Origin of the sequence: Enterobacter quasimori, assembly GCF_018597345.1 — a bacterium.
In the GTDB taxonomy this organism is placed as follows: Bacteria; Pseudomonadota; Gammaproteobacteria; order Enterobacterales; family Enterobacteriaceae; genus Enterobacter; species Enterobacter mori.
In genome coordinates, this window is the sequence record NZ_JAHEVU010000006.1 from 28,137 (window position 1) to 47,280 (window position 19,144).

The window sequence follows — 19,144 nt, forward strand, 5'->3', positions numbered from 1 at the left end:
ATGCCGCCCTATTCTACTCAGATTCCCGCGCTTCGCTCACTACTTTGGCAAAGATAGCGTTTAGCGCGGATAAATCACCCGTTGCGCCGCTGCGGTTAGCCGCCACCCACTGCTCAGGATCGATATCGCGCCAGTCCAGCGCGTAGCCCGCGTGGATCGCCAACTGCTCAAAGAAGACGCGTTGGGCAATACCGTTGCCGCGCATGAAGGGATGCAGCATGTTGATTTCGCAGTAATAGTGGCTAACCCGGTCAACAAACGCCGCCTTCTCAAGACCCACAAGATACTTTTCGCTTTCAAGCGCCGCCATCAGCTCGTTGCCCATCTTCTCGATGTACTCGAAATGGCAGAAGGGAATGTCACCCTTAAAAATATCGTCGGTACGGAATTCGCCTGCCCGCTTCATCTCGCTGCGGTACAGATGGCGGTGAATCAGGCACAGATGGGGCAACCCGGGCGCGGATGGCCCAAGCTCAAGCGTTTCGATGTGGGGCGCTGAAGGACCATGACCTTTTTCAAGGAGACAACTGGCCTGCAAATTGACGCTACGCTGCTGTTCCCAGAGACGGGATTTTTGCTTGTCGGTGAGTTTTTTCACTTAACGCCTCCCTGAATAGTCCGTTTGCCACAAGTATAAGCAGCAAAACGCGCTTTCGCAGGGAGGGCTACATGACGCGGGCAGAAGAAACCCGCGTTCAGAAGCGTTACGGCAGAACTTTCGCGGAGAGGATAACGATCGGTTTTGACGGGACATTCTGATACGGGCCGACGTCGTGAGTAGGCACCTGAGAAATCTTGTCGGCCACGTCCATTCCTTTCACGATTTTACCGAAGACGGCATAGCCAAAGTCACGCTGGCCGTGGTCAAGGAAGGCGTTATCCGCCACGTTGAGGAAGAACTGGCTGGTCGCGCTGTCTTTATCGGCGGTACGTGCCATCGAGATGGTGCCGCGCTTGTTCAGCAGGCCGTTGTCCGCTTCGTTTTTAATCGGCGGGTTTGGCTGTTTCTGCTGCATTTGCTCGTTGAAACCGCCGCCCTGCACCATAAAGCCCGGTATCACGCGGTGGAAGGTGGTGTTGTTGTAGAACCCGCTGTTCACGTAGTCGAGGAAGTTTTTCACAGAAACAGGGGCTTTCTGGCTGTTCAGTTCCAGCTCAATATTCCCGGCAGAGGTGGTCAGCAGGACGTGAGGGTCACCCTTGGCTGCCAGCGCAGCAGGGGAAACGGCAGAAAGAGCAAACACAGCTGCAACAGCCGCCAGTGTTGATTTGAGCATGAGAATTCCTTAACAAAGCGCAGTATAAAAAGCGAATGGCTTGATTCTAAAGAGCAGTATGAACGGAGACCAGCCTTTTACCTAATTTTACGAAATTGAAACAGTTGTTACCGCGCAAACGATTGGTAATGGCGCCATTTTACGTGATCCGCATCACACAAAAATATGCAAATGTGATCAATATTTTCTGAAAAGATTTAATTAGATCACTTTCAAGTCTAAAATCTGCCCGCTCTCAGCGCCTTCCCGGCGCTTTTCTTTTTCTGAACAGGCCAGACATGACTAACAGCAATCGCATCAAGCTCACATGGATCAGCTTCTTCTCCTACGCCCTGACCGGCGCGTTGGTGATCGTCACCGGGATGGTGATGGGAAATATCGCAGACTACTTCCAGCTGCCCGTTTCCAGCATGAGTAACACCTTCACCTTCCTCAACGCGGGGATCCTGATCTCAATCTTCCTGAATGCCTGGCTGATGGAAATCGTGCCGCTGAAAACCCAGCTGCGCTTTGGTTTTGTGCTGATGCTCGCCGCCGTGGCGGGACTGATGCTGAGCCACAGCATCGCCCTGTTCTCCGCCGCCATGTTCGTGCTCGGTCTGGTCAGCGGGATCACCATGTCGATCGGTACGTTCCTGATTACCCATATGTATGAAGGCCGCCAGCGCGGCGCGCGCCTGCTGTTTACCGACTCCTTCTTCAGCATGGCAGGAATGATCTTCCCGATGGTGGCTGCCGTTCTGCTGGCGCGCAGCATCGAGTGGTACTGGGTTTATGCCTGCATCGGTCTGGTCTACGTGGCGATCTTTATCCTGACCTTCGGCTGCGAGTTCCCGGTGCTGGGCAAGAAAGCGCAAACCACCGCAGAGCCCGTTGCGAAAGAGAAGTGGGGTATCGGCGTGCTGTTCCTCTCCGTTGCCGCCCTGTGCTATATCCTGGGCCAGCTGGGCTTTATCTCCTGGGTACCGGAATACGCCAAAGGTCTGGGCATGAGCCTGAACGACGCGGGTAAGCTGGTGAGCGATTTCTGGATGTCTTACATGTTCGGCATGTGGGCGTTTAGCTTCATCCTGCGCTTCTTCGACCTGCAGCGCATTCTGACCGTGCTGGCGGGTCTGGCGACCGTGCTGATGTATCTGTTCATCAACGGTTCCCCGGAACATATGCCGTGGTTCATTCTGACCCTGGGCTTCTTCTCCAGCGCGATCTACACCTCGATCATCACCCTGGGCTCTCTGCAGACCAAAGTGGCCTCGCCGAAGCTGGTTAACTTCGTTCTGACCTGCGGCACCATCGGCACCATGCTGACCTTCGTGGTGACGGGCCCGATCGTTGCTCACAGCGGCCCGCTGGCCGCGCTGCACACCGCGAACGGTCTGTACGCCGTGGTGTTCATCATGTGCTTCATCCTGGGCTTTGTGACCCGCCACCGCCAGCATAACGCGGCAGCGGCATCGCACTAAGCCCTGCGCCCCTTTGCATTACGCAGAGGGGCTGTTTCTGGCGAAACTCACCTCTTCTCCTCCGGTATCCATCTGTATCCACGTCTGCGCCAGCTGCGTGGTGGCAATAATCCGCCCCTGACGAATCGACCAGCGCACCGGCACCTGGCAGCGCACCGCTTCAAACCCGCTCTCCGCAGGCAGGATAATCAGGTTCGCCGGGTTTCCCGTGACAATACCGTAATCGCTCAGGCCAAAGGTCCGGGCGCTGTTGTGGGTGATGAGATTCAGGCCGCTGTCGATTTGCGGATAGCCCATCATCTGACAGACGTGCAGCCCCATATGCAGCACCTGCAGCATGTTGCCGGTCCCGAGCGGGTACCACGGGTCGAAGACGTCGTCATGCCCGAAGCAGACGTTAATGCCCGCGTCCTGCAGCTCTTTCACTCGGGTGATGCCGCGGCGTTTCGGGTAGTCATCAAAGCGCCCCTGCAGGTGGATGTTCACCAGCGGGTTAGCGACGAAGTTAATCCCTGACATTTTCAGCAGGCGGAACAGCCGCGAGGTGTACGCGCCGTTGTAGGAGTGCATGGCGGTAGTATGGCTGGCCGTCACGCGCGGACCGATGCCTGCTTCATATGCCAGCGTCGCCACCGTCTCGACAAACCGCGACTGTTCGTCGTCAATTTCGTCGCAGTGGATATCCAGCGGGCGGTCATACTTCTTCGCCAGCTCAAAAGCGATGTGCAGCGACTGCACGCCATACTCGCGGGTGAACTCGAAGTGCGGGATTGCCCCCACCACGTCGGCCCCCAGCGTTAAGGCCTCTTCCAGCAGCGCCGCGCCGTTCGGATAGGAGAGGATCCCCTCCTGCGGGAATGCGACGATTTGCAGCGTCACCCACGGCGCGACCTCCTGCTTCACCTCCAGCATCGCCTTCAGGGCGGTGAGCGTCGGATCAGAGACATCCACATGGGTGCGGACAAACTGGATGCCGTTGGCGATTTGCCACTTCAGCGTTTTCCAGGCGCGCGCTTTCACATCCTCATGGCTGAGCAGCGCCTTGCGCTCGGCCCAGCGCTCAATACCTTCGAACAGGGTGCCGGACTGGTTCCAGTTTGGCTCCCCCGCCGTCTGGGTGGTATCGAGATGGATATGCGGCTCGATAAACGGCGGGATCGCCAGCCCGCCGCGCGCATTCAGGATTTCGTAACTTTCGGCATGGGTATCATCCATTGGTGTGATATCACCAAAACGACCGTTCTCGATGGCGATTTGCCACAGCCCTTCCCGACCCGGTAAGCGAACATTCTGGACAAGCCAAAGCGGTGTTGTAGACATACCTTTCTCCCGAAAAACACGGCTGATATTTAGGAGTACGCATTTTCAAAAAATGCACTCTATTTTGTACACAAAATCGACGAATACGAAAAGCCAGCAAATTCCATAACTTATAAAAATCCTGACAAATCAGTCATATACCACCTTGTGGGTAGGTGAAGGCGTATTTGATTTGCATCAATAAGTGCCCCTGCTGAATCGTTAAGGTAGGCAGTAATAGAAAAGAAATCGAGGCAAAAATGAGCAAAGTCAGACTCGCTATCATCGGTAACGGCATGGTCGGCCACCGCTTTATTGAGGATCTTCTCGATAAAGCCGACGCCGACCGTTTCGACATTACCGTGTTCTGTGAAGAACCCCGCAAGGCGTACGACCGCGTGCACTTGTCTTCCTACTTCTCCCATCATACCGCCGAAGAGCTCTCTCTGGTGCGCGAAGGTTTCTACGAGAAGCATGGCGTAAAAGTGCTGGTGGGCGAACGCGCTATCACCATCAACCGTCAGGAAAAAGTGATCCACTCCAGCGCCGGGCGTACGGTTTTTTACGACAAGCTGATCATGGCGACGGGCTCCTATCCGTGGATCCCGCCGATCAAAGGCTCGGAAACGCAGGATTGCTTCGTTTATCGTACCATTGAAGACCTCAACGCCATTGAATCCTGCGCCCGTCGCAGCAAGCGCGGCGCGGTGGTCGGCGGGGGGCTGCTGGGTCTGGAAGCGGCTGGCGCGCTGAAAAACCTCGGCGTTGAAACCCACGTCATCGAATTTGCCCCGATGCTGATGGCCGAACAGCTGGACCACATGGGCGGTGACCAGCTGCGTCGTAAAATCGAGAGCATGGGCGTGAAGGTTCACACCAGCAAGAACACCAAAGAGATTGTCCAGGAAGGCACAGAGGCGCGTAAAACCATGCGCTTTGCAGACGGCAGCGAGCTGGAAGTGGACTTCATCGTCTTTTCCACCGGTATTCGTCCGCGCGACAAGCTGGCGACCCAGTGCGGGCTGGCCGTGGCGCAGCGCGGCGGGATCATGATTAACGATACCTGCCAGACCTCCGATCCGGATATCTACGCCATCGGCGAATGCGCCAGCTGGAACAACCGCGTTTACGGGCTGGTCGCGCCAGGCTACAAAATGGCGCAGGTCGCCGTTGACCACATTCTCGGCGCCGAAAACGCCTTCACCGGCGCAGACATGAGCGCCAAGCTGAAGCTGCTGGGCGTGGACGTAGGCGGTATTGGCGATGCGCACGGCCGCACCCCGAACTCCCGCAGCTATGTCTATCTCGACGAAAGCAAAGAGGTCTACAAACGCCTCATCGTCAGCCAGGACAACAAAACCCTGCTCGGCGCGGTGCTGGTGGGCGACACCAGCGACTTCGGCAACCTGCTCCAGCTGGTGCTTAACGCCATCGAGCTGCCGGAAAACCCGGACGCGCTGATCCTCCCGGCGCACGCCTCCAGCGGCAAGCCGTCTATCGGCGTGGATAAACTGCCGGATAGCGCGCAGATTTGCTCCTGCTTCGACGTCACCAAAGGCATGCTGATCTCCGCCATCAACAAGGGCTGCCACACCGTGGCGGCGCTAAAAGCGGAAACCAAAGCCGGTACCGGCTGCGGTGGCTGTATTCCGCTGGTCACTCAGGTGCTGAACGCCGAGCTGGCGAAACAGGGCATCGAAGTGAACAACAACCTGTGCGAGCACTTCGCATATTCTCGCCAGGAGCTGTACCACCTGATCCGCGTGGAAGGTATCAAGTCCTTCGATGAACTGCTGGCGAAGCACGGCCAGGGCTACGGCTGTGAAGTGTGTAAACCGACCGTCGGCTCCCTGCTGGCCTCCTGCTGGAACGAATACGTGCTCAAGCCGGAGCACACGCCGCTGCAGGACACCAACGACAACTTCCTGGCGAACATTCAGAAAGACGGGACCTACTCCGTCATCCCACGTTCCGCCGGTGGCGAAATCACGCCGGAAGGGCTGGTGGCCGTGGGCCGTATCGCCCGGGAATTTAACCTGTACACCAAAATCACCGGCTCCCAGCGTATCGGCCTGTTTGGCGCGCAGAAGGACGACCTGCCGGAAATCTGGCGTCAGCTGATTGAAGCGGGCTTTGAAACCGGCCACGCGTATGCCAAAGCGCTGCGCATGGCGAAAACCTGCGTGGGCAGCACCTGGTGCCGCTACGGCGTGGGCGACAGCGTGGGCTTCGGCGTGGAGCTGGAGAACCGCTACAAAGGCATCCGCACCCCGCACAAAATGAAGTTTGGCGTCTCCGGCTGTACCCGCGAATGTGCGGAAGCGCAGGGTAAAGACGTGGGGATCATCGCCACCGAGAAAGGCTGGAACCTGTACGTCTGCGGCAACGGCGGGATGAAGCCACGCCACGCGGACCTGCTGGCCGCGGATCTCGATCGCGACACGCTGATTCAGTATCTCGACCGCTTCATGATGTTCTACATCCGCACCGCCGATAAGCTGACCCGTACCGCCTCCTGGCTGGATAACCTGGAAGGCGGCATCGACTACCTGAAGTCCGTCATCATCGACGACAAGCTGGGCCTGAACGAACAGCTGGAAGCCGAAATGGCTCGCCTGCGCGAGGCGGTGATCTGCGAGTGGACTGAAACCGTGAACACGCCTGCGGCGCAGACGCGCTTCAAACACTTTATCAACAGCACCCAGCGCGACCCGAACGTGCAGGTAGTGCCGGAGCGCGAACAGCATCGTCCGGCAACGCCGTATGAACGCATCCCGGTGACGCTGGTGGAGGAAAACGCATGAGCCAGTGGATAGACATTTGCGATATTAACGACATTCTCCCCGCCACCGGCGTGTGCGCGCTGCTGGGCAGCGAGCAGGTCGCGATTTTCCGCCCTCGCCACGATGAACAGGTTTTTGCCATCAGCAATATCGACCCGTTCTTCGAGGCCAGCGTGCTCTCTCGCGGGCTGATTGCCGAGCATCAGGGTGAGCTTTGGGTTGCCAGCCCGCTGAAAAAGCAGCGTTTCAGCTTAACTGACGGACGCTGCATGGAAGATGAAAATGTCTCCGTGAAGCACTACGACGCCCGCGTGAAGGACGGCAAGGTGCAGCTGAAAGACTAACCCCCCGCCTTTTCAATACGAAAAGCTTATGACCCCTTATGGGTAACGGCAGGAAAAACCGTATGTTCTGTACGATTCCTGCTGTTATCCTGACGTCAATTATTACCCCCTCCATGAATGCTGCGAGGTAACGTCGTGGATCACCTGCCGATTTTTTGTCAATTACGCAACCGCGACTGCCTGCTCGTGGGCGGCGGCGACGTGGCTGAACGCAAAGCGCGCCTGCTGTTAGAGGCTGGCGCCCGACTCACCGTCAACGCCCTCGACTTCGCCCCACAGTTTGAGGTCTGGGCTCAGGAAGGGATGCTCACGCTGGAACAGGGTGAGTTTAATGAATCCCTGCTGGATACCTGCTGGCTGACCATTGCCGCGACGGATAACGATGAAGTGAACCAGCGCGTGAGCGACGCCTGCGAGGCGCGCCGCATCTTCTGTAACGTGGTGGATGCGCCGAAAGAGGCCAGCTTTATCATGCCGTCGATTATCGACCGCTCGCCGCTGATGATTGCGGTATCGTCCGGTGGACGCTCGCCGGTTCTCGCCCGCCTGCTGCGGGAAAAGCTGGAGGCCGTGCTGCCCCAGCATCTTGGTGAGATAGCCCATTACGCCGGGCAGCTTCGTACCCGCGTGAAGCAAACTTTTTCCACAGTTGGCGAGCGTCGCCGCTTCTGGGAAAAATTCTTTGTGAACGACAGGCTGGCACAGTCGCTGGCGAATCAGGACGCGAAAGCCGTTGAAGAGACGACCGAACAGCTGCTGAGCGAACCGCTGGATCACCGCGGTGAAGTGGTGCTGGTGGGCGCAGGTCCCGGCGATGCAGGTCTGCTGACGCTGAAAGGGCTGCAGCAGATCCAGCAGGCGGATATCGTGGTGTACGATCGCCTGGTCTCCGATGACATCATGAATCTGGTGCGCCGCGACGCCGACCGCGTCTTTGTCGGCAAGCGCGCGGGCTACCACTGCGTGCCCCAGGAGGAGATTAACCAGATCCTGCTGCGCGAAGCGCAAAAAGGTAAGCGCGTGGTGCGCCTGAAGGGCGGCGATCCGTTTATCTTTGGCCGCGGCGGCGAAGAGCTGGAAACCCTGTGCAACGCGGGCATTCCGTTCTCCGTGGTGCCGGGCATTACGGCGGCGTCCGGGTGTTCAGCCTACTCTGGCATTCCGCTGACCCACCGTGATTACGCCCAGAGCGTGCGCCTGGTGACGGGGCACCTGAAAACCGGCAGCGAACTGGACTGGCACAACCTTGCTGCCGAAAAGCAGACGCTGGTGTTCTATATGGGTCTTAATCAGGCCGCAACTATTCAGGCGAAGCTGCTGGAGCACGGCATGGAGGCAGATATGCCCGTCGCGCTGGTGGAAAACGGTACCGCCATTACGCAACGCGTGGTGGATGGCGTCCTGACGCAGCTTGGTGAACTGGCGCGGCAGGTAGAGAGTCCGGCGCTGATTATTGTGGGTCGTGTGGTTGAACTGCGCGAAAAACTCAACTGGTTCTCTAATCACTAACGCATATTCGCCCTTCTTCGAGTAGTCCTTAAGCGGACTACTCCCCTCTTACGCCTACCGATAACATACCGCCCGCATAGTGGAACTTTTCCATTTATTCCCTCGTATTACATCCATTTTTTAGACAAGGAATGCATATGTTCAAACTGGCAAAAGTCGCCGTTCTGGTTGGCCTGTTATCGACTCTGACCGCCTGCACCGGTCACGTGCAAAACACCAAAAATAACTGCAGCTACGATTACCTGCTGCACCCGGCGATCTCCATTTCGAAGATCATCGGGGGCTGCGGCCCGGCGGCGCAGCAGTAAGCGTTTTACAGGCGTAAAAAAACCGGGATGTTCCGGTTTTTTTTGTTTTGGAGGAGCGTCGTTTTTAGTCGGGTGGCGGCTGCGCCTTACCCGACCTACGCGATCCCGTAGGCCGGGTAAGCGTCAGCGCCACCCGGCAAGCAGACTCAGGGTTTACCCACAAACCCAATCGCGTTGTACACCGCTTTCAGGGTTTCGGACGCGCGCGCGCTGGCTTTTTCCGCGCCCTCTCTCATCACCTTCTGCAGGAAGGCTTCGTCGTTACGGTAGCGGTTATAGCGCTCCTGCAGCTCGGTCAGCATGCCGGAAACGGCATCTGCCACTTCGCCTTTCAGATGGCCGTACATTTTGCCTTCGAAGTGTTTTTCCAGCTCAGGGATGCTCTGGCCGGTGACGCCGGAGAGAATGTCCAGCAGGTTGGAGACGCCCGCTTTGTTCTGCACGTCGTAGCGCACTACCGGCGGCTCGTCGGAGTCGGTAACCGCGCGCTTGAGCTTTTTCACCACCGATTTCGGATCTTCCAGCAGGCCGATAACGTTGTTGCGGTTATCGTCAGACTTGGACATCTTCTTGGTCGGCTCCAGCAGCGACATCACGCGCGCGCCGGATTTTGGAATGAATGGCTCTGGGACTTTAAACACATCACCGTAAATCGCGTTGAAGCGCTGGGCGATATCGCGGCTCAGCTCAAGATGCTGCTTCTGGTCTTCACCCACCGGCACCTGGTTGGTTTGATACAGCAGGATGTCAGCGGCCATCAGCACCGGATAATCGAACAGACCGGCGTTGATGTTCTCAGAGTAGCGCGCGGATTTATCCTTGAACTGGGTCATGCGGCTCAGCTCGCCGAAATAGGTGTAGCAGTTCAGCGCCCAGCCCAGCTGCGCGTGCTCCGGCACGTGAGACTGGACGAAGATGGTGCTCTTCTCTGGATCGATACCGCAGGCCAGATATAAAGCCAGGGTATCCAGCGTGGCTTTGCGCAGCTTCTCAGGATCCTGACGCGCGGTAATCGCATGGAGATCCACGATGCAGTAAATGCAATGGTAGTCATCCTGCATGCTGACCCACTGACGTAACGCACCCATGTAGTTACCAATGGTCAATTCACCTGAAGGCTGTGCGCCACTAAAAACGATGGGCTTAGTCATTATTCAATTCCTGATGTTCACTGTGCGAAAGCCCGAGTGCGGGCAACAAATCTTTGAAGTGGTCGAACACGACGTCCGGCTCACTCAGCGTGATGGCCTCACCGTAGTTGTAGCCATAGGTTAATCCCACGGAAGGACAGCCTGCCGCTCTGGCAGCCAGAATATCATTACGGGAATCACCGACAAAGAGCAGCTCCGCAGGCGTTAAGGATAATTTTCCGGCCACCAGCAGCAGCGGTTCCGGGTGCGGCTTTTTGTTCTGCACGTCATCCCCGCCCACAACCACGGAGAAATACTTCGCGATATCCAGCGCTTCCAGCAGAGGTGCAACGAACGGCGTCGGCTTATTCGTCACCAGCCCCAGCGGGATACCTTTGGCGTGAAGAGCGCTCAGCGTCTCCAGAACGTCCGGGAAGAGGAAGCTGCCCTCTTCGACGGTCTCTTCGTAGAAACGATCGAACAGTTTGCGCAGAATACGCAGCTGCTCGTCCTTAGGGATATCGGCGTGATCGACGCTCGGTTTACCCTGCGCAGCACGCTGCGATGCGCGCTCCTGACGCGCCCAGGTCAGGGCGCGATCCATGAGCACATCAGCGCCGTTGCCAATCCACGTCACCACGCGCTCTTCACCCGCTACGGGTAATTCGAGAGCATATAGCGCCTGATCGACGGCGCTCGTTAAGCCGGGCGCGCTGTCGACCAGCGTGCCGTCGAGGTCAAATGCGATACCCCGGGTTGCCTGCAATTTATCCATGACTTACCTTCGCCAGTTCACGGCGCATTTCATCAATGACTTTTTTGTAATCCGGTTGGTCGAAAATCGCTGAGCCTGCAACGAACATATCCGCGCCCGCAGCCGCAATTTCACCGATGTTATTCACTTTCACGCCGCCATCCACTTCCAGACGAATATCGTAACCTGACTCGTCAATACGACGGCGGACTTCACGCAGCTTATCGAGCGTCTGAGGAATGAATGACTGGCCGCCAAAGCCTGGGTTAACGGACATCAGCAGGATCACGTCCAGCTTATCCATCACGTAGTCGAGGTAGCTCAGCGGCGTGGCTGGGTTAAAGACCAGGCCCGCTTTACAGCCGTTTTCTTTGATCAGCTGCAGCGTGCGGTCAACGTGTTCGGAGGCTTCCGGGTGGAAAGTGATGATGCTGGCTCCCGCCGCGGCGAAGTCAGGCACGATGCGATCAACCGGTTTTACCATCAGGTGCACGTCAATCGGTGCGGTAATGCCGTAGCTACGCAGCGCCTTGAGCACCATAGGACCGATGGTCAGATTGGGAACGTAGTGGTTATCCATAACGTCAAAATGGACGACATCCGCGCCAGCCGCCAGTGCGTTGGCGGTGTCTTCACCCAGGCGGGCAAAATCGGCCGACAGAATTGAGGGAGCAATCAAAAACTGTTTCATCCGCATCTCCTTGAAATGTATTTACCGGCGGGCAAAACGGCTCAGGGGCGATAAAGAGCCAGAAGTTCGTCCACCTTTTTACGTGTGCCGCCGTTGCTGCTAATGCTACGCCGCACCTTGACCTGAAAATGCTTCGCGGCTTTGTACCATTCGCGCGTATCAGGGGTATCGTGATTCGAAATTAACACCGGAATTCTTTTGCTGACCAGCTTTTCCGCCATCTCCGCCAGACGAGCCTGTTCGGCAGGGCTGAAGCTGTTGGTGTGATAGGCGGTGAAGTTCGCCGTCGCAGAGAGCGGGGCGTATGGCGGGTCACAGTAAACCACCGAGTTTACGCCAGCCAGCTCCATGCACTCCTCATAGGAGAGACAGTGGAATTCTGCATTCTGCGCTTTTTCAGCAAAGTGGTACAACTCATCCTGCGGGAAGTAAGGACGCTTGTAGCGACCAAACGGCACGTTAAATTCACCGCGCAGATTATACCGGCACAGTCCGTTGTAGCCATGGCGGTTGAGGTAGAGGAACAGCAGTGCGCGACGGAACGGATCCTGGCTCTGATTAAACTCAGTGCGAAACTGATAGTAAACGTCAGGCTGGTTGTTCTCAGGCGTAAACAGCTTCCGCGCCTCTTCCACATACTCATCGGTACGCAGCTTAACGATGTTATAGAGGCTGATAAGATCGCTGTTGATATCCGCCAGGATATAACGCGAAAAATCGGTATTCAGGAATACCGATCCAGCGCCCACGAAGGGCTCGATAAGACACTCGCCTTTCGGCAGGTGCTTTTTAATATCGTCGAGCAGGGGGTATTTCCCCCCTGCCCATTTCAGAAAAGCGCGATTTTTTTTCATGCTGACTAACTGATTACACCTTCTCCGGCTGTGGAGAAAGCTCCGACAGCATCCTGCGCTTTAAACATTACTTCAGATCGGCCTGCACCTGATGAATCGGCTTCGCCCACGGGTTCTTCGCCTGGACATCAGCGGGCAGTGTTGCAACAGCGCGTTTCGCTTCATCTTTAGAAGCATACACACCGCTCACCAGCACATACCACGGCTGCCCGTTGCGGGTCGTCTGATAAACAACGTAGTTTTTCAGATTCGATTTCTTTGCCCAACCGTTGAGGTTGTCATAGTTAGACGAACTGCTCAACTGCAGGGTGTAATTGCTGGATGGCGCAGATTTCAGAGAACCCACGTTGCCTGCCGTTTTACCCGCTGCTGCGCTGGAAGTGGTTGCCGTGGCAGTTGGTGCTGCCGTCGCTGCAGGTGCCGTTGTGGTTGCTGTCGCTTTTGGCGCTGCTGTTGCCGCTGGCGCTTTCACCGGCTCGCTCACTGCAGGTTTGGTCTGCGCTGGCGCTTTCACTTCAGGCGCTTTAGCCACAGTCTGCGGCTTGCTTTCACGCTTCGGCTCAATCACGGCCTGTTTGCGTTCCTGACGCGGTGCAGTCTGCGTCTGGCGCGGTTTGGTTTCCGTTGCCGACGCGGTTGCCGTTGCTTGCGGTTGTGCATTGCTGCCGCGAATCGGCGCGACGGTTGCAGGTTCAGTTGGCAGCGTAGAGTTGACCACCACGTTGTTCATCTGACCCTGGTTCTGAGGCTGCGTCAGTGCGTTATTCAGATCGCCCTGAACCTCTACACGCTGCTGGCCCTCTGGCGTAGCAGGTGCCTGCCCTTCGGTCGGGGTCGAAGAGACTGGCGGCAAAGACACATCCTGCGGAGTCGTTGTATTACCCGCAGTCTGCTCTGCAGACGTGGTGCCCGGTGCTGGCTGCGCGCCGTTTGCCTGGTCGGTCGCATCGTTACCTGACAGGTTGATGCTCTTCTCAGTAGAAGCCGTCTGATCGGCCGAATTCGTTGAGGGTGCTTTCAGCGCGGAACCAATGCCGACAATCAGCAGCAGCAGTACCAGAACGCCCAGCCCCATCATAATGTACTGGCGGGAAGCCGGTTTCGCCGCTACCGCTTTTTTACGTTTACGCGGGCGACGCTCTACAGGCTCTTCGTCCATTGAATCTTCTTCGGACTCATAATCCTCTTCTTCTCGCTCATCACGCGCGTTACGGCTGCGTGAAGGGCGACGATCGTCTGCATCCAGATCAACATCGTCAAAGTTGATCTGCGGCTCGTTATCACGTTCTGAAGATTGACGAGAACGACCAGTACGACGATCGCTGGGATCGGGTTTCAGCTCGTCTTCTGGTTTGAATTCATCCATTTAACACCCCACTCAAAGGCTTATGCCAACGACTTTGCATTTCACCTGAAGCTAAACGACCACCGGTAACAGTGGCCTGACCTTTCTAGTTGTTACGCCTGCTGACAATCAGCGATAGCGCCAAGAACGACATCGTGCGGCACTCCGCCGCGCATTTCACTCTTCCCTATTGCAAGCGGGAGTACCAGACGCATCTCACCTGCCAATACTTTTTTATCGCGCATCATGTGGGGTAGATACGCCTGCGCAGACATCTCCTGCGGCCCTGTCACTGGCAACCCGGCACGTTCAAGCAGCGCAATGATGCGCGCCGTCTCTTCCGGTTTGAACTGACCCAGGCGCTCAGACGCACGCGCAGCCATGACCATACCGGCCGCAACCGCTTCGCCATGAAGCCAGTTGCCGTAGCCCATTTCAGCCTCGATCGCGTGACCAAACGTATGCCCCAGATTCAGTAAAGCACGTAAGCCCGTTTCGCGCTCGTCTGCTGCAACGACTTCTGCTTTCAGCTCACAACAACGACGAATACAGTACGCCAACGCTGGCCCGTCAAGGCGCAGCAGGGCATCCATATTCTCTTCCAGCCAGGCGAAGAACTCACCGTCAAGAATAATGCCGTATTTGATCACTTCCGCAAGACCAGACGCCAGCTCACGCTCAGGTAAGGTTTTCAGACAGTCGAGATCCACCACCACCGATGCCGGCTGGTAGAACGCGCCAATCATGTTTTTACCGAGCGGATGGTTGACTGCAGTTTTGCCGCCAACAGATGAGTCGACCTGCGACAGCAGGGTCGTTGGGATCTGAATAAAGCGCACACCGCGTTGATAGCTGGCGGCCGCAAAGCCGGTGAGATCGCCTACAACACCGCCGCCGAGGGCGAGCAGTGTCGTATCGCGACCGTGCGGTTTTTGCAGAAGTGCGGTAAAGACGGTATCAAGCACCGTCAGGCTTTTATACTGCTCGCCATCGGGCAGAATCACACTGTCGACCTTCACGCCCGCCTGCTCAAGCAGGTGGCGCACGCGGTCAAGATAAAGCGGAGCCAGTGTCTCATTGGTGACCAGCATCGCCTGATCACCCGCTTTCAGTGGTAAGAAGGAAGCTGGGTCGTTAAACAAACCAGCCGCGATGGTGATAGGGTAACTACGTTCCCCGAGAGTAACTGTAATCCTCTCCATGACGCGACATCCACCTTAAATGCTTTTACCCGCAGGCGAGTGTATATAAAGCCAGAATCAGTTGCTTTCCAGCATATGAATAATCTGGTTTGCAACCACTTTAGCGCTCTGATCGTCAGTACGAATGGTCACATCAGCAATCTCTTCGTACAGAGGATTGCGTTCGCCTGCCAGGGCTTCCAGAACTTCACGTGGTGGCGTTTCAACCTGCAGCAGCGGGCGCTTTTTATCGCGCTGCGTACGTGCCAGTTGTTTTTCGATAGTTGTCTCAAGATAGACCACTACACCACGGGCGGAGAGACGGTTGCGGGTTTCGCGAGATTTAACAGAGCCGCCGCCAGTTGCCAGCACAATGCCCTGTTTTTCCGTGAGTTCGTTGATCACTTTTTCTTCTCGGTCACGGAAACCTTCTTCGCCTTCTACATCGAAGACCCAGCCCACATCCGCTCCGGTTCGTTTCTCAATCTCTTGATCAGAATCGTAAAATTCCATATTGAGTTGTTGAGCTAACTGACGCCCAATAGTGCTTTTGCCGGCACCCATAGGCCCAACCAGAAAGATATTGCGTTTCTCTGCCATTTTTTCGGTACTACTAAGACTATTCGTTAATGGTAATCCCCGCTTCGCAGACACCCAGCGTAGCAGGACATGAACTGAAACCTCATATGCAATAGAGCGAGAGTCAGACTAAAAATTATCTCAATACTCCGGCTTGTTTGGCAACTGATTAAATCACCGCACCAGACGCATAAGGTAATAAGAGGTAAGTCCAACTCAAATCGGTACTCCTTGTATGCTAATTCATGCCCCACGTCAAACATCTGCAACAAACTGAATGCAAAATCATTGCGGGGATCGTTACCCGTTAATGAATACCGACCAGGCGTGGCGTAATAAACACCACCAGCTCGCGCCGCTCGTTATCTTTGCCGTCGTGACGGAACAGTTGCCCAATCCAGGGGATTTTCCCCAGCCCCGGCACGCTATCGCTGCCGGTTTTATTCTTTTGCGAGAAAATGCCGCCCAGCGCCAGCGTTTCTCCGCTTTTTACCTCCACCTGCGTTTCTATCTCTTGCTTATCAATTGCCAGCGTTTCGCCATCGGCCTGCTGAAGTACCTGACCCGGCATGTTTTCGCTAATGTGAAGCTTCAGACGCACGCGCCCTCCCGGCAGCACCACCGGGGTAACCTCCATCCCCAGCACGGCCTCTTTAAATTCCACTGAGGTCGCGCCGCTCTCGCCGCTGGAGACCTGATACGGAATTTCGCTGCCCTGCTTGATGCTGGCCGGTTGCATATGGGACGCCAGCAGCCGTGGACTGGCGATAATATCCACCTGCTGTTTTTGCTCCAGAGCCGACAGTTCCAGATCCAGCAGCCTGCCGTTAATGCGCCCAATGTTAAACCCGACCTGCGTGGTGGCACCGGCAACCGACAGATCGGTTCCGAGCGTCGTGACCTGCCCCACCTTACCGGCCTCCGTGGCCTCTGCGAGATTCCATTTCACCCCCAGTTCACGCAGGCTTTTTTCGTTAATGGTGACGATATGGGCCGAAAGCTCCACCTGCTCAACGGGCAGATCCATCTGCTCCGCCCAACGCTTGAGTACGTCCACGACGCTCTGATTATCCCGCACCCACAGGCGGTTTGTGCGCTTATCGACGGATATACTGCCCTTCGGGCTCAGGAGCTTTTCGGCGTTTTTTTGCACGTCCCCGGCATCCGCCCAGGTAAACGGAATGCTGTGTGAGACGAGCGGAGCCTCAAGCAACCGCCGTGCCTGCTGCTCGCGTTGCCAGGCGGCAGTGTGGACATAAAAGATACCGCCGTCTTCCTGCAGGACAAGCCCGGCACTGGTCACCACCGTCTGCAACGCCTGTCGCCACGGCACGCGCGTTAAATTCAATGAAAGCGAGCCCGTCACATCTGGCGATACCACCAGATTACGGTTCTCCTGCGCCACCAGCGCCTGCAGCACCTGTACGACAGGGACATCATCCACCACGAGAGTGACGGGTTTTGGCGCGGCGGCCCACAGTGGCTGGCTGAGCGCCAGCAGTAACAGCAGTAACAGCAGTATCCTTAACGTCACTTTTATTCGTTCCTTCTCGTTGCCATGTCCATTGCGTCGGTTCACACAGGTCACCGACATCCACGGTCAGCTGTTGTTGATCCATCTTGCTCACCCGCCAGCCGGGCGGTAAACGTTCATCCCTTTTCACGCGGTGCCAGCGCTGTTGCCCGTCGCGCAAAATGCCGGTTTCGGTGTTGCCACTCACCATTCCCTGATATCGCCACTGGCCGAGCAGCCCAACCGCGCAGCTATCCTCCGGGGGCCGGAAAGGATCGCGCATTCCAGTCAGAAACAGCAGCGAACAGAGAATCAGGTAGCGCACTTTACTGCGCATGATCGCTCACCAGCTGCAGGCTCAGGCGTAGCGTCGTGCCCTCAGGTGCAAGGCTAAACGCCCTGACGCTCACCGCCTGCTGCGCCAGACGGGAAAACAGCGCAGGGACATCTGACCATAGCGCATCCAGCACCAGTTCCCCGCCGTCCTGCTGCGGTTTCCAGCGCACCAGCGCGGTTCTCTTGTCCTGAAAATCCAGCGGCGAGAAGGGCTGAACGGGCGGCATCTCGCGCTGGGCTGGCGCCACGGGTTGCCGTCCGGCCCCGGGCCACAACGCGGCATTCAAGTGCCTGGCGCGAATGGATAACGCCTCGAGTTCTTCACACTTCAACCCGACGGGCCGGACCAGAACCCCCCATACGGCCACGGCAATAAACCCGGACACCACGCACCAGCAGATCACCCGCACAAAAGAGCGGGTTTCGACCCAGCGTTGCAGACGTTGTTCCATGGTCTACCCCCGGCGCTTAAGCTGAAAAGTGAACACCCAGCGGCCCTGGCTATCCTGCTGCAGTTCACCAGCAGACCCGAAGCTAAACCCTGCTACCTGTTTCAGCGCATCCGTCATGGCTGCCAGTGCCGGGAGGGCGGAGGCATACCCGCTCACCGTAAGCACAGGCGGCTGATAACGTAACGCTGAAAGCCAGGCTTGCGCTGGCATTACGGCAGAGAGTGACTCCAGCGCCGGTTGCCATGCGACGGGCCGGGGTTCCACCCCAGTCGCTGCTGGAGGTGCAGAGGGGCGCTGACGTGTTTTCAGTATTTGTTGCACCGCGTTGATTCCCGCCAGTTCACTCTGTAGCGCACGCAGCCTCACGTCATGGTTCATCCGCAGGCCAAGCCCGACGGTCAGCGTCACCAGCAATGACGCGATAAACAGCACGCCCCAGAAGCGCAGGCAGCGCATCCGGCGCTGCTGTCGCCACGGTAAAAAATTCGCCATGCTCATTCAGGCACCTCACTCATGGCCAACGCCAGCGCGACGGTAAAATCAGCACCGCACTCGGGTAAGGGAGGCTGGCAGCTGACCAGCAGTTTCCAGGGGTCGCGTGTAGCATCGAACTGAACGATGTCATCAGAAGAGAGCGCAAGCAGTGCAGCCAGTTCGGTGACATCTTTCGCTTCTGTGGCGTAGCGCCGTCCCCACTGGTGGCGCATCGCCCACAGCCACTGGTGCCGATCCCGCCAGGCGACGCACTGAGCAGGGGCAACGGCGGGGAGGAGATTTCCTAACGCGCCTGCATCCGGCGTGATTGCCGCTAACCGCAGGCGCAGCGTTTTTGCCAGCAACAAAAGGGCATCGACTTCGTTGTTTTGCGCCGCCGTAACATGAAATGTGTTGCTGAACGTGTCCTCCACATAGTCAAAGCACAGCCCGTCTGTGGACATCTCCAACTCACGGGACAGCGTGGAACCCACCCAGGAAACCTGCTCGCTGTCGCGAAGGGCCATGGACGGGCGCGGCAGCGACCGTTGCAGCGTGCGCGCAGCGGGAAATGAGAGGAATACCCGGTGGTAATGGGGCAACGCACGTCGCCAGTCGCGTAACGCGGCAACCAGGTGTTCTGGCTTGAGCATTTTCCCGTCGTGGATAATGCCGTCTGCCAGAGAAACAGCCCACCAGCGCCGTAAACGCCACCCTGACTTTTCTTTGGTCAGCGCGACGATGCGCACCCTATCTTGTTGAATATGAATGCCCGTTTGCCAGGTTTTGAAAGCCATACTTCACGATCTCCTTATCGCCCGTCAGAGTGACGGCTATATCAATGAATCAGGC

19 protein-coding genes and 1 pseudogene are annotated in these 19,144 nt (G+C 57.0%); 5 read left to right on the forward strand and 15 right to left on the reverse strand.

Annotation, left to right across the window (positions count from 1 at the left end; translation table 11 throughout):
- Positions 1-13: 13 nt before the first annotated feature.
- Complete coding sequence (locus KK102_RS19535; protein WP_216358256.1) at positions 14-598, reverse strand: putative adenosine monophosphate-protein transferase Fic; 585 nt, start codon at positions 596-598, stop codon at positions 14-16.
- A 106-nt stretch (positions 599-704) separates the two neighbouring features.
- Complete coding sequence (gene ppiA, locus KK102_RS19540) at positions 705-1,277, reverse strand: peptidylprolyl isomerase A (RefSeq protein WP_010436347.1); 573 nt, start codon at positions 1,275-1,277, stop codon at positions 705-707.
- Between the two features lie 278 nt (positions 1,278-1,555).
- Here ppiA and tsgA point away from each other — a divergent pair, with 278 nt between their 5' ends.
- On the forward strand, positions 1,556-2,740 hold the full coding sequence (gene tsgA, locus KK102_RS19545) for an MFS transporter TsgA (protein WP_126545832.1): 1,185 nt from the start codon (positions 1,556-1,558) through the stop codon (positions 2,738-2,740).
- Here the strand turns inward: tsgA and KK102_RS19550 are convergent.
- Positions 2,737-4,060 (reverse strand): annotated as a pseudogene (locus KK102_RS19550) (cytosine deaminase). The gene tsgA and the pseudogene KK102_RS19550 sit on opposite strands and share 4 nt — an antisense overlap.
- Positions 4,061-4,299: 239 nt before the next feature.
- Between KK102_RS19550 and nirB the strand changes: the two are divergent.
- The 4 genes from nirB (at position 4,300) to KK102_RS19570 (ending at position 8,983) form a co-directional block, all read left to right on the forward strand.
- Complete coding sequence (gene nirB / locus KK102_RS19555) at positions 4,300-6,843, forward strand: nitrite reductase large subunit NirB (protein WP_126545834.1); 2,544 nt, start codon at positions 4,300-4,302, stop codon at positions 6,841-6,843.
- Positions 6,840-7,166 carry a nitrite reductase small subunit NirD gene (gene nirD, locus KK102_RS19560; RefSeq protein ID WP_126545835.1) on the forward strand — a complete coding sequence of 109 codons (327 nt, stop codon included), beginning with the start codon at positions 6,840-6,842 and terminating at the stop codon, positions 7,164-7,166. The genes nirB and nirD overlap by 4 nt, the downstream gene beginning before the upstream one ends.
- Positions 7,167-7,301: 135 nt before the next feature.
- Positions 7,302-8,675 (forward strand): siroheme synthase CysG, encoded by a 1,374-nt coding sequence (cysG, locus tag KK102_RS19565; RefSeq protein ID WP_216358258.1) that lies wholly within the window; start codon positions 7,302-7,304, stop codon positions 8,673-8,675.
- 137 nt (positions 8,676-8,812) lie between these two features.
- Complete coding sequence (locus KK102_RS19570) at positions 8,813-8,983, forward strand: YhfL family protein (RefSeq protein ID WP_127732476.1); 171 nt, start codon at positions 8,813-8,815, stop codon at positions 8,981-8,983.
- 146 nt (positions 8,984-9,129) lie between these two features.
- On the opposite strand, the gene trpS is transcribed toward KK102_RS19570, so the two are convergent.
- The 12 genes from trpS to KK102_RS19630 form a co-directional block, all read right to left on the reverse strand.
- The gene (gene trpS / locus KK102_RS19575) at positions 9,130-10,134 is read right to left on the reverse strand and encodes a tryptophan--tRNA ligase (RefSeq protein WP_126545837.1); all 1,005 of its coding nucleotides are present in this window, start codon (positions 10,132-10,134) and stop codon (positions 9,130-9,132) included.
- Entirely contained in the window at positions 10,127-10,888 is a 762-nt protein-coding gene (gene gph / locus KK102_RS19580) for a phosphoglycolate phosphatase (protein ID WP_126545838.1), read from the reverse strand. The genes trpS and gph overlap by 8 nt, the downstream gene beginning before the upstream one ends.
- Complete coding sequence (gene rpe / locus KK102_RS19585) at positions 10,881-11,558, reverse strand: ribulose-phosphate 3-epimerase (RefSeq protein ID WP_010436362.1); 678 nt, start codon at positions 11,556-11,558, stop codon at positions 10,881-10,883. Before rpe ends, gph begins: the two co-directional genes overlap by 8 nt.
- Positions 11,559-11,599: 41 nt before the next feature.
- A complete protein-coding gene (gene dam / locus KK102_RS19590) occupies positions 11,600-12,412 on the reverse strand; it encodes an adenine-specific DNA-methyltransferase (RefSeq protein WP_080329033.1) in 813 nt (270 codons plus the stop codon).
- Positions 12,413-12,479: 67 nt separating this feature from the next.
- Positions 12,480-13,778 (reverse strand): cell division protein DamX, encoded by a 1,299-nt coding sequence (gene damX, locus KK102_RS19595; RefSeq protein ID WP_126545839.1) that lies wholly within the window; start codon positions 13,776-13,778, stop codon positions 12,480-12,482.
- 92 nt (positions 13,779-13,870) lie between these two features.
- Complete coding sequence (aroB, locus tag KK102_RS19600; protein WP_216358259.1) at positions 13,871-14,959, reverse strand: 3-dehydroquinate synthase; 1,089 nt, start codon at positions 14,957-14,959, stop codon at positions 13,871-13,873.
- Between the two features lie 57 nt (positions 14,960-15,016).
- Positions 15,017-15,538, reverse strand: coding sequence for a shikimate kinase AroK (gene aroK / locus KK102_RS19605; RefSeq protein WP_010436374.1), 522 nt, complete (start codon positions 15,536-15,538; stop codon positions 15,017-15,019).
- Between the two features lie 286 nt (positions 15,539-15,824).
- Positions 15,825-17,039, reverse strand: a complete 1,215-nt coding sequence (hofQ, locus tag KK102_RS19610) for a DNA uptake porin HofQ (protein WP_420842102.1) — start codon at positions 17,037-17,039, stop codon at positions 15,825-15,827.
- Positions 16,954-17,367 (reverse strand): HofP DNA utilization family protein, encoded by a 414-nt coding sequence (locus KK102_RS19615; RefSeq protein WP_216358261.1) that lies wholly within the window; start codon positions 17,365-17,367, stop codon positions 16,954-16,956. Before KK102_RS19615 ends, hofQ begins: the two co-directional genes overlap by 86 nt.
- The gene (locus tag KK102_RS22270) at positions 17,357-17,818 is read right to left on the reverse strand and encodes a HofO family protein (protein WP_244992695.1); all 462 of its coding nucleotides are present in this window, start codon (positions 17,816-17,818) and stop codon (positions 17,357-17,359) included. Before KK102_RS22270 ends, KK102_RS19615 begins: the two co-directional genes overlap by 11 nt.
- A 3-nt stretch (positions 17,819-17,821) precedes the next feature.
- Positions 17,822-18,316, reverse strand: coding sequence for a PilN domain-containing protein (locus tag KK102_RS19625; protein ID WP_216358262.1), 495 nt, complete (start codon positions 18,314-18,316; stop codon positions 17,822-17,824).
- Entirely contained in the window at positions 18,313-19,089 is a 777-nt protein-coding gene (locus KK102_RS19630; RefSeq protein ID WP_216358263.1) for a type IV pilus biogenesis protein PilM, read from the reverse strand. Before KK102_RS19630 ends, KK102_RS19625 begins: the two co-directional genes overlap by 4 nt.
- Positions 19,090-19,144 lie beyond the last annotated feature (55 nt).